Here is a 15,174-nt window from a genome sequence, read left to right as displayed (position 1 = left end):
AGGGGGGACCCTGTGGGAGAGTAGGACGCCGCCGAACAATCATTCACAGAGAACCCCCATCCGGGAAACCGGATGGGGGTTCTTTGCATTTCCGGGGCCGTGGCCTGGTGGCCGGCTCTTTCCCGATGGGCAGCGCACGGCGGCGGGGCGCAGGACGGACAGGCCCCGGGGTGTCGCATGCGTGTTCGTGGGGGGCGCGTCGGCGCGGGTGGATGCGGGAAGAACAGGGGGAGAGGTCGCCTCTCGGATGCCCTGGAGGACCGATGCGCCGGAACGGACGGGTGGCGGATGCCCTGCTCGCGTTGCTGAGCCGGGACTGGCTGGGAGTGCCGGTCGCGGTGCTGGTGGTGGGCGTGGGGGCCGGGCTGGTCGGGGGCGGTGCGGGCTGGCTGGTGGCGCTCGGGTGCTTAGTGGTGGCTGTGGGTGTGGTGCTGGCGGTCGGCGCGGTGCGGCATCTGGTGCTGGTGGGCCGGGGAGTGGGGGCGGGCGGGGAGCCGGGGCGGCTGGTCGGGGTGGGCGGGCGCCGGATGCACGTCCTCGCGGAGGGGGTTGCCGGGGACGGGCCGACGGTGGTCTGGATGCCGGGCGGGCACGCGCCGGGCGAGGAGTTCGGGCAGCTGCACACGATGATGGCGGCCCGGACCCGCTCGGTGCTGGTCGACCGGTTCGGCTCGGGCTGGAGTGACGTCGGGCCCTTCCCGAGGACGACGGCGGCCGAGGCGGAGGAGCTGGTGGCCGCGCTGGAGGCGGCGGGGGAGCGGGCCCCGTACGTGTTCGTCGGCCATTCCTTCGGCGGGCTGCTGGTCGCGAATGCCGCCAGGCGGCGGCCGGATCTGGTGGCCGGACTCGTGCTGCTGGATCCGACGCCCCTGGAGGTCATCGCCTTCGCGCCGCCCAACCGGCTGGTCGCGGGCATGCGCCGGGAGTTCCTGCTGACGGCGGTGCGGCACCTGTTCGGTGCTCACCGGGGCCGCGGCCGTGGCGGCCGGACCGGCCAGTACTGCGCCGCCGCGTCGATCTTCGCGGAGCTCTCGCCCGCCGGCCTGGCGGAGGTGGGCTGGGAGACCGTGGTCTACGACGGGGACCTCGGCGACCTGCCGCTGGTGCTGGTCATACCCCGCGACCTCACGGGCGGGGAGACGGTGCTGGCCGCCGCCGGGGACGCCGCCGAGGCCGAGCGGATCGGCCGGTTCTACCTCGGGGCCCGGACCCGGTACCTGGCGGCGTCGACCGTGTCCCGGGTGGTGCACACGCCGGCGGGAACCGGCCATGACTTCCCGACCGAGGAGCCCGGGTTCGTGGTCGGGGTGGTCGCGGATCTGGTGAGCGAACTGCGCACCCTCAGCCCATGACCGTGCGGGCGGAGCCGGTCCGGACCGGGCGGCGGCGGGAGAACGCGCCCAGGTCCACGACGTTGCCGGTGTGCTCGCAGTGGTAGCGGACCGGGTCGCCGTCGTGGTCGTGGCCGGCTTCGACCAGGTCGATCAGGGTCGCGAGGTAGCGGCCCACCAGCGGCGCGTTCTTGAACTGGTTGCCGCTCGTGCCCATGGCGACGTAGTAGCCGTCGAGGGCGGTGCGGTCGTAGATCGGGGTCCAGTCGTCGGCGACGTCGTACACGCCCGCGACGCCGACGGGCCGGCTGGGGACGGTGATCCCGGGGAAGCGGCGGGCCGCGCGGGTCACCTGGGTGCGGAAGCGGTGGGCGGTGGGGCGCGGGTCGGCCTCGTCCGGGTCGTCGATCCACTCCGGCGGGTCGCAGGCCGGCTGGGTGCCGCCGATGAGCAGGCGGCCCCCGGCGGCCGGGCGCAGGTAGGTGCCGAGGTCGACGTCGGCGACGACGGGAAGCGGCCCGGAGCCGGCGGTGGGGCCGGTGGCGGGGTCGGTGGTGGCGCCGGTGGTGGCGCCGGTGGTGGAGCTGTCGGGCGCGGCGATCTGGTGGACCTCCTCGCGCAGGGGACGTACCCCGATGGTGAAGTCGCTGCCGACACCCGCCAGCCGGTTGAGGCCTCCCGACCACGGGCCGGCGGCGTTGACCACGACCGGCGCGGCGATCCGGGCCCCGTCGGCCAGGCGGAGGCCCGCCACGCGGTCCGAGCGCCGGTCGACAGCCACCACGGTGCGGTGGAACAGGAAGCGCGCACCCAGCTCGCCCGCCGCATCGGCGAGGTTCTGGGCCGCGAGCTGCGGGTCGTCGACGAACCCGGCGTCCGGGGTGAACAGGGCACCGAGCTCGCCGGCCGGGCCGTCGAAGAAGGCGTCGTCGTCCACGGGCTTCGGCGGCCAGTACCGTCCGGTGTCGATCCCGGGCAGGCGCTCGCGCAGGGCGGCGGTGTCCCACCGCTCGTACGGGACGCCGGCCAGGTCGAACAGGGCCGCGGTGTCGGCGGGTTCGGGGAAGGGCGGGTCGAGCAGCACGGCGCCGGTGCGGCGGAAGGCCGCGAGCGGGCGGCGGCCGGTGGTGAGCCCGAGGTGCTCGGGCCAGGACGCCCACAGGTGGAGGGATTCCCAGGCCGTGGCGACGCCGTCGAAGGTGGAGTAGTTGAACCGGACGATCGCGCTGGACGCGCCGGTCGATCCGTGGCCGGGGGCGCCGGCCTTGTCCACGACGACCACCTGCCGTCCGGTGCGGGCGAGTTCGAGGGCGACGGCGGTGCCGATCACCCCGGCCCCGACCACCACCGCGTCGGGTCGGTCGACGGTCATCGGGACCTCCGGGAGGGTGGTGGGCCGGACAGGCGGGGAACGGAGGCGAGGAGCTCCCGCGTGTAGGGGTGCTGCGGGTCGCGCAGGAGGGCGTCGGTGGGGCCCGTTTCGACGATCCGACCGAGCCGCATCACCGCCACCGTATCGGAGACGTAGCAGACCGCGGGCAGGTTGTGGCCGATGAACAGCATGGACAGGCCGAGCCGTTGCTGGAGTTCGCGGATCGTGTTGAGGACGGACGCCTGCACCGAGACGTCGAGCGCCGAGGTGATCTCGTCGGCGATCAGGAGTCCGGGGCCGACGGCCAGGGCGCGGGCGACGGCGACCCGTTGGCGCTGGCCGCCGGACAGCTGCCGGGGCAGGCGGCCGGCGAGCCGGGGGTCCAGTCCGACGAGGTCGAGCAGCTCGGCGACGCGCTCGGTACGGGCCGGCCGGTCGAGCCGGTGGAAGACGGTGGCGGCCTCGACGAGGCTCTGGCGGACGGTCATCCGGGGGTCGAGCGCGGTGTCCGGGTCCTGGAGGACGATCTGGACCAGGCGGCCGAGCCGGCGCCGGGCGCGGACGGTACGGACCCGGACGTCCTGGCCGTCGACGAGGACCCGGCCCCCGTGCACGGGGGCGAGCCCGACGATCGCGCGGGCCAGGGTCGACTTTCCCGAGCCGGACTCGCCGACGAGCCCGAGCGTGGTGCCGGCCGGGACCTCCAGGGAGACGCGGTCCACGGCGGTGACCGGGCCGCGCGGGCCGTGGTGGCGGACGGTGAGGTCGCAGAGCCGCAGGCTGGTCATGACGGGTCCGCCTCCACCTGATGTTCCGTAGCCTGGTCTGCTGTTGCCTCCACCGGCGGGGGGTTCCAGCAGGCGACCCGCTGGAGCGCGTCGACGTCGTCCAGTTGCGGAGCCTCCCGGGTGCAGCGGTCCAGCCGGTACGGGCAGCGGGGCTCGAACGGGCAGCCCGGGGTGGGGGCGATCGGGTCGGGCGGCGCGCCCGCCACGGTGGGCAGCGGCCGGTCGCGGTCCGCGGTGAGGTCCGGCACCGAGGCGACCAGGGCCCGGGTGTAGGGGTGCCGGGCGGCGGTGGCGAGCCGGTCGGCGGGGAGGGCCTCGACGATGGAGCCCGCGTACATCACCAGGACGCGTTCGCAGAATCCGCTCACGAGCGCGATGTCGTGGCTGATGAACAGGACGGCGGCGGAGGTGTCCCGCCGCAGGTCGGAGAGCAGGTCGGTGATCTGTCGCTGCACGGTGGTGTCGAGGGCGGTCGTCGGCTCGTCGGCGATGATCAGGCCGGGCCGCATCATCAGGCCGGCGGCGATCATGACGCGTTGGCGCTGGCCGCCGGAGAGCTGGTGGGGGCGGGCCCGCAGCAGGGTGGGGGGCAGGGCCACCCGGTGCAGGGCGTCCTCGGCGTCCCGCAGGGCCTGGGTGCGGCTCGTGCCGAGGTGGGTGCGGGGTGCCTCGGTGAGCTGGGTGGCGATCCGGAGTGACGGGTTGAGTGCCGTGGCCGGGTTCTGGAAGACCATGGCCAGGCCGGTCGCGAGGTGCCGGTCGCGCTGTTTCGGCGTCATGGCGTCCAGGTCGGCGCCGAGCAGCCGGAGGGTGCGGTGGGAGACCCGGGCGCGCTCGGGGAGCAGGTCGGCGATCGCGAGCGCGGTGAGCGACTTGCCGGAGCCGGACTCGCCGACGAGCCCGACGATCTCGCCCGGCCGCAGGGAGAGGCTCACGCCGCGAACGGGCCGGATCACGCCGTCGGGGGTGGGGAGTTCGACGCTCAGCTCCTCGACCTGGAGCACGAGACTGTCCTCGGCGGGCCCGCTCGGCGGGATCGGCAGGCTCGGCCCAACCGGTGTACTCGGTCGCAGGGGCGTACGGCCCGCCGAGTTGCGCCGGGCGGCGCCTCCTGCCAGGACCTCGCCGAGCAGTTGGAACGTCACCGCCGCGTAGAGGATGGCCAGGCCGGGGGCGAGGGCGGGCAGCGGCTGGGCGTAGATCCGGTCGAGCCCCTGGTTGAGCAGTTGCCCCCAGTCGTAGCCGGGCGGTTGGACGCCCAGGCCGAGGAAGCTCAGCCCGGAGAGCGCGACCAGGGAGGTGCCCGCCGCCGTGGTCGCGCTCAGCAGCAGCGGTTCGGCGATGTTGGGCAGGACGTGCCGCCACAGCAGCCGGTGCCGGCGCAGGCCGAGGACCCGGGCCGAGGCCAGGTGGTCGGTGCCCGCGACGGCGGCGGCGAGTGTCTGGGCGAGCCGGGCGAAGCCGGGTACACCGGCGACGGCGAGGGCGAGCATCGCCCCGGCCGCGCCCGCGCCGAACACGACCGCGAGGAAGAGCGCGACCAGGAGTGCGGGGAAGGCGAGTAGGAGGTTGATCACTGCCGCGAGCAGGCGGCGGGCGCGGGGGCCGACGACGGCGGTGGACGCGCCGAGGAGGATGCCGGTGCTCGCGCCGATCGCGGTCGCGGCCAGCGCGAGCAGCAGGGAGGGCCGGGTGGCGGTGAGGACCCGGGCGAGCAGGTCCCGTCCGAGGTTGTCGGTGCCGAAGGGGTGGGCGGTGGAGGGGCCTTGCAGCACTGCCGAGGGGTCGGGGAGGTCCGCCGCCGCGCCCCAGAGGAGCGGGCCGGCCAGCGCGAGCACGATCAGAGAGGCCAGCATGGCGGTGGAGGCCCAGGCCATGGGCGAGCGGAGGTACCTGGTGGGAAGGGGCATCGGCACCTCAGCTCTCCCGGATCGTCGAGCGCGGGTCGAGCAGCGCCAGCAGCACGTCGACCAGGAGCGCGGCGAGCAGGACGGTCGTGCCCAGGATCAGCACCATCGCCTGGATCACCGGGTAGTCCTGCGAGCTCACGGACTGCGCCAGGGCCGAACCGATGCCCGGCCAGGCGAAGACCTTCTCCACCAGCACGGTGCCGGCGATCAGGGCGGGCAGCAGGCCTCCGGCGACGGTGAGTGCGGCGGTGGCCATGTTCGGCGCCGCGTGCCGCAGGTAGCGGCGTAGCGGTGACAGCCGTTTTCCGCGGGCGGTGCGCAGGTAGTCCTCGGACAGCACTTTCAGCGCCTCCACCCGGACGATGCGCACCAGGACGGCGGTGGGCGCGACGGAGAGCGCGAGGACCGGCAGGACGAAGGATCCGGCGCCCGCCGTGCCGGCCACCGGCAGCAGTTGGAGGCCGACGGCCAGCAGCGCGGTGAGCCCGGCGGCCAGGACGAAGTCGGGGATCCCGGCCAGGCCGGCGGTGAGCGTGGTGAACGCCAGTTCGCTGCGCGGGTGCCGGCCGTCCCGGGTGCGGACGGCGGCGAGCAGGCCGCAGGGCAGGGCGACGGCGAGGGTGACGAGGAAGGCCAGGCCGGCGATTTCGAGGGTGGCCGGCAGCCGGGTGCGGACGAGCTCCGCGACCGGTGTCGAGGTGACCAGCGAGGCGCCGAGGTCGCCGTGCACGAGGCCGTCGACATAGTGCCGGTACTGGGTCAGGAAGGGTTCGTCGAGCCCGAGTTGGTGCCGGCGTGCGGCCACGAGGGCGGGGGAGGCGTCGACGCCGAGCGCCGCGCGGACCGGGTCTCCGGGCACCAGGCGGATCATCGCGAACGAGGCGGTGAGCACGACCCCGAGGGAGAGGAGCAGTCGGGCGGTGCGCCGGCCGAGGAACACCGTCCACGGGTGCCGCAGGAGACGGGGCATGAGGTGCCGCGGCAGACGCGGCAGAGGCGGCGAACGACGGGGTGCGGTCACGCGGGATCCCCCGGTCATCGGTGCAGGCGGATGCTGGTGGGGATGACCTGGCCGCCGAAGGTCGTGGCGAAGGTGGTGCTGTGCCCGTACACGGTGCTGCGGCCGTCGGCGATCGGCAGGGCGTCGGCGGAGCGGAAGAGCGCGGCGGCGGCCCGGTTCCAGGTGGCGCAGCCCGCGGTGTCCGGCTCCCGAAGGGCCTGGGCGACCAGGGCGTCGTATGCGGGATTGGCCACGCCCGCGAAGTTGAGGCCCTGCGCGGGGGGCGGGCCGGAGAAGAACGGGATGAAGCCGACGGGCAGGGCGAAGCCGGGGGAGGTGCCGACGACGACGTCGAAGTCGCCGGTCTGGTACATGGCGTTGACGAGGGCGGGCAGGCTCTCGGTGACCAGCTTGACGTCCGCGCCCAGGGCCGTCCAGGAGCGGGCCATCAGCTCGGCGACGGGTGCCAGCGTCGGGCCGAGGTCGGGGCTGGTGATCAGGCGCAGCCGGAGCGGTCGGCCGTTCTTCGTCAGTCGGGCGTCGGCGGCGCGGGTCCAGCCGGCGGCGCGCAGCGCCTCGGTGGCGTCCTGTGCGGGCAGGTTGGCGGCGGCGAGGTCGGCGTGGCAGACGGCGCCTTGCGCGCCGAAGTCGGTGGCGGGGGTGCCGGTGCCGCCGACGGCGACGTTGGCGAGCCCTTGGCGGTCGAGTGCGGAGACCAGGGCCCGGCGCAGGGCCGGGTCGGCGAGGGGGCGGCCGGGGCGCTGGTTGAAGAAGGTCAGCCCGATGACGGTGGCCACGTCGGCGGTGGCCAGGCCGTGGTCGGTGAGCCGGGCGCGGTCGGGTCCGTTGACGCTCGCGATGTCGATGCCGCCGGTGAGTAGCAGGTTGGCGGCGGTGGAGGCCTGGGGCAGCACGGAGATGACGATGTGGGCGGGGAGGCCGGGTTCCGCGGTGGTCGCCCCGGCGGGCCCCCAGGTGTAGTCGTCGCGCACGGTGAACTCGTACGGCCCGCCCGGGGTGTAGTGGGTCAGCACGTACGGTCCGGTGCCCCGGGTGGAGCGGTCCAGCGACTGGGGCCGGTCGAGGCCGGCGGGGCAGACGATCGGTAGCAGTCCGAGGGTGCGGGTGAGGAACGGGAAGGGGGCGGTGGTGGTCGCCGTCACGGTGCCGGTCGAGTCGTCGGCGCTTGCGGTGTACGGGACGGTGGGCAGGACGGTCTGGGCGCCGGCGAGCTGGTGGGCCGGGTCGCCGGCGTAGGTGAGTGCGCGGGCGACGGCCGTGGCGGTGAGGGGGGTGCCGTCGGAGCAGGTGATTCCCGGGCGGAGGGTGAAGGCGGCCGTGGTGGTGGTGGCCTCCCAGGAGGAGGCCAGGCCGGAGACCAGGGTGGCGTCGGCGGAGACGTTGACCAGCGAGTCGTAGGCGTAGCGGGCCGGAGCGGCGCCGAAGGCCGTGTACGGGTTGAAGCTGGGCGTCTCGCTGGCGGCCGCGATCCGTACGGTCCCGCGGTCCACGAGGGGACCGGTCGTGGAGGAGGGGGCGACGCCGCCGCAGCCGGTGAGTGTGCCGGCCGCGACGGCCACGGTGGTCAGGGCAGCCGCCAGCGGGACCGGCAGGGGGCGACGGGGCATGGCGTCATGGTGCCACCGAGTGCTGGCGCTGGCGAGTCAACTCACCTGTACGGCAAGCCTGTTCGAAAGGTCTTGGCCGTGTGCCGCCTTGGCGGGCGGAACGGGGCGCGGGTGGCGGGGGCCGATCCGGTTCACCCGTTAGGGGGATGCCGTGGCCGGTTGTCCGCGGACCGGGGTGGCCGGGCGGCGCGTCCTCGACAGGATGGCCGGATGAGGACGAATGAACCGGGCCGGGAGATCGGTCGGCTGGCGGACCGCTACTGGGAGTTCCTGCTGGAGCGCGACCCGCTGCTGCGGGCCCGGCAGGGGCTCCCGGTCGAGTCGCTGCCGAGGGAGTCGCCGGCCGAGGCCGAGGAGCGGGCGCGGTTCGCCGCGGGCGTCGTGGAGCGGGTCCGGGTGGTCGTGGAGGGAGCCCGGGCGCTCGACGGCGCGGAGCTCTGCGGAGCCGATGCCGATACGGCCGCCTTCCTCGTCGGGTCGGCCGAGCAGGAGCTGCGGGCCCACCGCTGCTACTGGCTGACGCCCGCCGTCACGCCGTACCGGCTGTTCCCGTTGTCGCAGTACGTCGATGCCGCCCTGCGGCCCCACCGTTTCGACCAACCGTCGGACGCCGAAAGGTACTTGGTGCTCGTGCGCGAGCTGGCCCGGGTGGTCGGCTCGATCGGCGACAAGGCGGCGGGGCAGGCCGTGCGCGGCTTCCGGGTGCCCGCCCCGGCCCTGCCCGGGGTGCGCGCCACCCTCGCGGGTCTGCGGGCGTCGGTGGCGGAGCGCGTCGAGGTGGACGAGGGCCGGCTCGGCGGGCTGGGGCCGGCCGAGCGCGGACGCGTCCGAGACGGCGTGCGGCGGCTGGTGGAAGCCGAGCTGCTGCCGGCCTTCGACGGCCTGCTCGCCGTCGTCGACGGTCCGGACCAGCTGCGCGAGGCGCCGCAGGCCGTGGGCTGGGCGCGCTACGAAGGCGGTGAGGAGGCGTACCGGGAGTTCGTCCGGACGCACACGGGCGGGGGGACGCCGCCCGAGCGGCTGCACGAGCTCGGCCGCGAGCAGTGCCGCGAACTGGCCGAGCGGATGCGGGAGGTCCGTACCGCCCTCGGATTCCCGGGCCCCGAGGAGGAGTTCCACGAGCGGTTGCGGAGCGAGCCCCGGCTGTACGCCCGCACGCCGGAGGAGGTCGAGGACCGCTACCGCCGGTACCTCGACCGGCTGGCGCCGCTGCTGCCGCGGTGGTTCGCCGCGCTGCCGGGCGCCCCGTACGGGCTGGCCCGGCTGGATCCGGCGCTGGAGGCGGGGCTGACGTTCGGGTACTACCAGCAGCCCACGGCGGCGGACCCGGTCGGGCGCTACCGCTACAACGGCGCGGGGCTGGAAGGGCGGTCGCTGCTGGGCGCGGCCTCGCTGATCTACCACGAGCTGGCTCCGGGCCACCACTTCCACCTGGCCCGCCAGGCGGAGAACCGGTCGTTGCCCCGGCTGCGCCGTGAAGTGGCCGGGTTCAGCGCGTTCAACGAGGGCTGGGCCGAGTACGCGGCCGGTCTGGGCTGGGAGATGGGCCTCTACGACGACCCGTGGGACGCGTACGGGCGCCTTGCGCAGGAGCGGTTCACCGCGCAGCGCCTCGTCGTCGACACCGGGCTCAACCTCGGCACCATGGGGCTGGAGCAGGCGTGGGACTTCATGCGCGCCAACTCCACCGAGGCGGACGCCCAGATCGCCTCGGACCTGCTGCGGTACTCGACGGATCTGCCCGGGCAGGCGCTGTCCTACCGTGCGGGGTATCTGGAGTTCGCCCGACTGCGGGAGGGGGCCGAGGCCGGTCCGGGCGGCGGGTTCGAGGTGCGGGCCTTCCACGAGGCGGTCCTGGGCGGCGGTGGGCTGCCGTTTCCCGCCCTCCGGCGGCGGGTGGCACGTGAACTCGGCAGGCCCGATGAGTGAAAAAGAATATAAGCGGATTGTCGGGTGGGCGTTTGTTCGTTAATCCGAGCTACAAAAACGGGCCGAGAGCACTCGCACGAGTGAAACCGGATGAGAAGGTTTGGCTTCGATGGACCCGGCTCGACTACGGTGAAGCGAGAGCGGGCGGTTGATCCATCGAGTGCGGAATTCATTCCGGCGGGAAATCCGGCGGGGAACGTCGAATTCCGCAGTCGGGTGCTTCCGTCCGCCTAGTCCTGCGGTGCTCCGGTGCGTCCGCAGTTGCCCGGGGTCCCTGTCATACGTCCGCGTAGAGAGGATGGAGCATCATGCCGCCCCTAGTACCGCCCTTCCTGGTCGGCCTCATCGTCGCGCCACTGGCCAAGCGTCTCCTCAAGCCGCTGGTGCGAGGCGTCGTCAAGACGTCCGTCGGCCTCGTCCTTGAGGTGAAGAAGGCGGCCCACGAGGCCGGAGAGAACATCCACGACCTCGCGGCCGAGGTGGCCGCCGAGGTGGTGGCGGCGCAGGTCTCCGCCGGCGACGGAGCAGCCCCCTCGGGTGACGGCCAGCGCGCCGCCGAGGGCGCCACCCCGAGCAGCGGGAAGGACGAGGCCGCCGCCCGGGCCGAAGCCGAGGCGAGGAGCCCGAAGATCCGCGTGGGCGCCGGCGCGGGCAAGGTGAGCTGAAGGCCCGCCCGGCGACCCGGCCGCCGCGTGAGCGCACATTCCGGTCGATTCGGAATGAGGCTCCCGCGCGGCGGTCGGCTGCGGGCCTTTCGGTAGCAGCAGTTTCCCCTCAAGAATTCCCACTTCGTCGCAGCGATTCCGTCCTGCCCGTGACGGTCTTTCTCGCGACCTCCGCAAACAGGTGATCGTACACATGCCCTCTCTGCTGGGTGCCGCAGCCGGATACCGCTCCGTGGACGTGGACGTGGACGTGCGCCCGCGCTCGGTCATTCCGGGCCGGCAGCGCTGGGACGTCAAGCTGGTCCTCGGGCGGCCCCGGACGGCCGAAGTCCTCGCCGCGGCCCTGCGGCGCGTCCCCGGGATCAGCGAGGCGCAGGCCAGCCCGGTCACCGGTGGGGTCCTCGTCCGGCACGACGCGCGGGTGAGTGCCGCGGACGTCGGCCGGATCGTCCGCAGAGCCGTCACGCTGGTCGCGCAGGGCCCGGCCGGCGCGGGACACCGGGCGCCCGACCGGCCCGGCGCCCAACCGGCTCCGCGGGTGGACCGCGGCGTCGTCGTGCGTCCGGTGCTCGCCGTCGGGGGCGGCGTGGCGGCCGGTGTCGCGCTGATCCGCGGGTCGGCGCTGAGCAGGCAGCTGGTCGCGCTGGGCGGTGTGGCGGCGGCGACCGCGGCGGTCGCCCGGAAGGCCTGGCGCCGGACGGTCGACACGACCCGGGAGCTGTCCGGGGCCGGAGCCGAACGCCACCCCCTGCTGGAGATCGTCGGACCGCACCGCCGACGGCTGCGCCGCGCCTGCGCGCTCTCCGTCGCCTGCCAGGTCTCGGAGATGGCGCTGGGCACCTTCCTCGGCTGGACGGGACTGGTGCTCATCAAGGGCGAGGCCGCGCCGCTGGTCAGCCTCGGCCTGGCCACCGCGTCCGCCCAACTCTGGGGTCTGGCCGGGCTGGTGGCGGCCGCCTGCGCCGCCGTGGCGGGCCTGTCGTACGCGTCGAACCTGCAGTGGCGCGCGCTCGGCCAGGACATCGAGCACGACTGGCGCAGCCGGACGTACGCCCACGTCCAGCACCTCGAACTGCGGCACCTGGAGGGCGAGCGGACCAGTCGGGTGGCCGGTGCGCTCACCGAGGACGTCGGTCAGCTGGGCGCGTTCTTCGCGACCTCGGCCAACGACGTGCTGCACCTGGGCACCAGTCTGGCCATCCTGGTGCCGGTGTTCCTGCTGATGGCGCCGCAGATCGCCTGGATCGCGTTCCTGCCCATCCCGGTCATCGCCTGGCTCTCCTTCCGCTACCAGGAGAAGGTCGCGGCCGACTACGCCGTCTCCGGTGAGCACCGGGCCCGGCTGCACAGCCAGCTGGTCAACACGCTGGAGGCCGGTGCCACCGTCAAGAGCTTCTGCACCGAGGACTACGAGGCCGAACGCATCGACGGGTTGAGCGCGGTCGCCCAGGACAGCCGGCACCAGACCGACCGGAGCACGATCCGCCACGCCGAGACCGTCCGGGCCTGCACGACCGCCTCGATGGCCGGCACCCTGCTGGTCGGCGGCCGCGCGGTGCTCAACGGCACGCTGCGCTTCGAGGTGTTCAGCCCGTTGATCGGGCTGCCCCAGATGGTGCTGTTCCGGATGAGCCGGCTCGGCGGCATCGTCGACCAGTACCAGCGCACCCTGGCCGCCTACGACCGGGTCCAGCGGCTGCGGGCCCTGCCCGTCGAGGCCGAAGGCACCGGCGGACCGCTCGACATCGAGAAGATCCAGGGTGAGATCGTCCTCGACGACGTGACCTTCGCCTACCCCGGCCGGCCGCCGGCGCTGGAGAACCTCTCGCTGACCATCCCCGCCGGGCAGGTCACCGCCCTCGTCGGCGCCACCGGCTCCGGCAAGACGACCATCGCCAAGCTGCTGATGCGCTTCCAGGACGCTGAGTCCGGCAGCGTGCTGCTCGACGGGCGGGACGTGTCCGACGTGCCGCGCCGCGACCTGCGCAACGCCATCGGGTTCGTCGCCCAGGACCCGTTCCTCTTCGACGGCAGCATCGCCGACAACATCCGCTACGGCAGCTTCGCCGCCTCCGACGAGGCCGTCGTCGAAGCGGCCGCGACGGCCGAGGCGCACACCTTCATCGCGACGCTGCCGGACGGCTACGACACGGTGATCGGCGAACGCGGCGCCGCGCTCTCGGGCGGCCAGCGGCAGCGGATCGCCCTGGCCCGCGCGATCCTCAAGGACGCGCCGGTCGTGATCCTCGACGAGGCCACCTCCGCCGTGGACAACGAGACCGAGGCCGCCATCCAGCGCACGCTCCGCGGCTTCGCGGTCGACCGGACGATGGTCGTCATCGCCCACCGGCTCTCCACCGTCCGCCACGCCGACCGGATCTACGTCATGGACAAGGGCGGCGTCGTGGCCGAGCAGGGCACCCACGACGAACTCCTCGCCCGGCACGGACTCTACGCATCCCTCTGGCAGCTCCAGGCCGGCGAACTCGCCGCCTGACCGCAGCAGCCGCGCCACCCGCCACCCGCCCGCCGACCGCGTGACGCCACCGCGGTCGGCGCGCCCCGGCGCGTCCTCACGCCTGCCCACATTCCTGGAGGTACCCCCATGTCCCGTCGCGACGGCGACACGCTTCCCCTGACAGCGGCCCAGCGCGAGATCTGGCTGGCCGAACAACGGGCCCGCACGGCGATTCCGGCCTACCGCATCGGCGAGTACCTGGAGATCCACGGGCCGGTCGACCCGGACCTGTTCGAGACCGCGCTGCGCCGCGTCGTCGACGAGGTCGACGCCCTGCACGTGCGCTTCGTCGACGGCGCCGAGGGCCCGCACCAGGTCGTCCGCGCGCACACGCGGTGGGAGCCCGCGCAGGTCGACGTCAGTGGGGAGGCCGAGCCGCTCGCGGCGGCCCGGGAGTGGATGGACCGGGACCGGCTCCGGCCGCTGGACCTCGCCCGCGACCCGCTCTTCCGCTACGCGCTGATCACGCTGGCGCCGGACCGGTCCGTCTTCTACCAGAGCTACCACCACCTGGTGATGGACGGGTTCGGGTACTCCGTCGTGGGCCGGCGGGTGGCCCAGGCGTACACGGCGCTCGCCGAGGGGCGGCCGGTGTCGCCGTCCCCGTTCGGCTCGCTGGGCGACCTGGTCGCCAGCGACGAGGCCTACCGCGACTCGGAGCAGTACCTCGCCGACCGTGCCTACTGGACTGGACGGTTCGCCGACCGGCCGGCGCCGACCCGGCTGTCGGAGCGCCGGCCGGGCGGCCCCTCCGCGCGGTTGCGGCGCACCCCGCCGGCCGGACCGCTGCGCCCCGAGGCGCTGCGCGACGCGGCACAGCGGACGGGCGTCCGCTGGTCCCGCGTCGTGCTGGCGGCGACGGCGCTGTACGCGCACCGGCTCACCGGGGCCCGGGACGTGCTGCTCGGCCTTCCCGTCACCGGCCGGGTGGGCGACCCGGTGCTGGCGGTGACGCCCGGCGCGGTGTCGAACCTCGTGCCGCTGCGTCTGTCGGTGCGGCCGGACCTGCCGTGGTCGGAACTGGTCGAGCAGGTGGACCGGGAAGTCGCCGCCGCGCTGGCGCACCAGCGGTACCGCAGCGAGGACCTGCTCCGGGACCTCGGGCAGGCCGGCACGATCGAGACGGCGTTCCCACTGGTCGTCAACATCATGTCCTTCGACTCCGAACCGAGTTTCGCCGGGCAGCCCGCCACGGTGTACGCGCCCCTGGGTACCTCCGCCGACGACTTGGCGGTCTGGGCCGTGGGCGGGCGTGACGAGTACGCCCCGAGGATCGAGCTCGGAGCCTGCGCGGAGGTGTGCACGGAGAGTGAACTCCTCGGCCACCAGCGGCGTTTGCTCGACCTGCTGGACACCCTCGCGGACTGCGACCCGGAGCAGCCGCTCGGCCGCATCGGCCTGATCGGGGCCGACGAGCAGCGCGAACTGCTGGCCCTCGGCACCGGGCCGACGGTCGAGCTCCCGGCTGAAACCCTGCCGGAGCTGTTCCGGGCGCAGGTGCGGGCGGCGCCGGACCTGGTGGCGCTGGTGTGCGGGGACGTTTCTCTGACCTTTGCGGAGCTGGACGAGCGGGCGAACCGTCTGGCGAACGCCCTGGTCGCCCGGGGCGCGGGGCCGGAGCGGCCGGTGGCGGTGGCCCTGCCGAGGTCGGCCGAGCTGGTGGTGGCGATCCTCGCGGTGCTCAAGACCGGGGCGGCCTACGTCCCGCTCGATCCCGAGTACCCGGCCGCCCGGATCGCCCTCCTGCTCGATGACGCGTGCCCGGCCCTGGTGGTGACCGACACCCTCAGCGAGGGCCGGCTGCCGGGGGAGGGTTCCGTCGACCGGCTGGTCGTCGACGACCCGGCGACGGCCGACCTGGTGAGTGGTCTGTCAGCGGCTGACCCGATGGCGGCCGTCGACCCGGGCCACCCGGCGTACGTCATCTTCACCTCCGGTTCCACCGGCCGGCCCAAGGGCGTGGCGCCGACCCACGGCGGCCTGCTCAACCTGCTCACGGACCTCCGGGAGGTGCACTTCCGGGCGGTCCTCGG

General features: G+C 74.3%; 10 protein-coding genes. 5 read left to right on the top strand and 5 right to left on the bottom strand.

Translation table 11 applies throughout. The features are described from left to right. Nucleotides 1-263: 263 nt before the first annotated feature. Nucleotides 264-1,352 (top strand): alpha/beta fold hydrolase, encoded by a 1,089-nt coding sequence (locus ACFV6D_RS37055; protein WP_380563134.1) that lies wholly within the window; start codon nt 264-266, stop codon nt 1,350-1,352. Here ACFV6D_RS37055 and ACFV6D_RS37050 read toward each other — a convergent pair. The 5 genes from ACFV6D_RS37050 to ACFV6D_RS37030 form a co-directional block, all read right to left on the bottom strand. Beyond that, on the bottom strand, nt 1,342-2,703 hold the full coding sequence (locus ACFV6D_RS37050; RefSeq protein WP_380563132.1) for an NAD(P)/FAD-dependent oxidoreductase: 1,362 nt from the start codon (nt 2,701-2,703) through the stop codon (nt 1,342-1,344). The genes ACFV6D_RS37055 and ACFV6D_RS37050 overlap by 11 nt on opposite strands. Further along, complete coding sequence (locus ACFV6D_RS37045) at nt 2,700-3,491, bottom strand: ABC transporter ATP-binding protein (RefSeq protein WP_380563130.1); 792 nt, start codon at nt 3,489-3,491, stop codon at nt 2,700-2,702. The genes ACFV6D_RS37050 and ACFV6D_RS37045 overlap by 4 nt, the downstream gene beginning before the upstream one ends. After that, the gene (locus ACFV6D_RS37040; RefSeq protein WP_380563136.1) at nt 3,488-5,401 is read right to left on the bottom strand and encodes a dipeptide/oligopeptide/nickel ABC transporter permease/ATP-binding protein; all 1,914 of its coding nucleotides are present in this window, start codon (nt 5,399-5,401) and stop codon (nt 3,488-3,490) included. The genes ACFV6D_RS37045 and ACFV6D_RS37040 overlap by 4 nt, the downstream gene beginning before the upstream one ends. A 7-nt stretch (nt 5,402-5,408) precedes the next feature. Beyond that, the gene (locus tag ACFV6D_RS37035) at nt 5,409-6,371 is read right to left on the bottom strand and encodes an ABC transporter permease (RefSeq protein WP_380563128.1); all 963 of its coding nucleotides are present in this window, start codon (nt 6,369-6,371) and stop codon (nt 5,409-5,411) included. A 65-nt stretch (nt 6,372-6,436) separates the two neighbouring features. Next, complete coding sequence (locus tag ACFV6D_RS37030; RefSeq protein ID WP_380563126.1) at nt 6,437-8,029, bottom strand: ABC transporter substrate-binding protein; 1,593 nt, start codon at nt 8,027-8,029, stop codon at nt 6,437-6,439. Between the two features lie 210 nt (nt 8,030-8,239). Between ACFV6D_RS37030 and ACFV6D_RS37025 the strand changes: the two genes are divergently transcribed. From ACFV6D_RS37025 to ACFV6D_RS37010, 4 genes are all read left to right on the top strand, one after another. After that, nucleotides 8,240-9,958: a DUF885 domain-containing protein gene (locus ACFV6D_RS37025; RefSeq protein WP_380563124.1), complete on the top strand. Its 1,719-nt coding sequence runs from the start codon at nt 8,240-8,242 to the stop codon at nt 9,956-9,958. A gap of 308 nt (nt 9,959-10,266) precedes the next feature. Beyond that, the gene (locus ACFV6D_RS37020; protein ID WP_380563122.1) at nt 10,267-10,623 is read left to right on the top strand and encodes a DUF5132 domain-containing protein; all 357 of its coding nucleotides are present in this window, start codon (nt 10,267-10,269) and stop codon (nt 10,621-10,623) included. Nucleotides 10,624-10,816: 193 nt separating this feature from the next. Further along, nucleotides 10,817-13,120, top strand: a complete 2,304-nt coding sequence (locus tag ACFV6D_RS37015; RefSeq protein WP_380563120.1) for an ATP-binding cassette domain-containing protein — start codon at nt 10,817-10,819, stop codon at nt 13,118-13,120. Between the two features lie 108 nt (nt 13,121-13,228). Beyond that, on the top strand, nt 13,229-15,174 hold a 1,946-nt coding region (locus ACFV6D_RS37010; RefSeq protein ID WP_380563118.1), incomplete at its 3' end, for a condensation domain-containing protein.

This window comes from Kitasatospora sp. NPDC059812, assembly GCF_042732075.1.
In the GTDB taxonomy this organism is placed as follows: Bacteria; Actinomycetota; Actinomycetes; order Streptomycetales; family Streptomycetaceae; genus Kitasatospora.
Note: the sequence above shows the minus strand (reverse complement) of the source record. Positions and strands in the feature narration are given on the sequence as shown.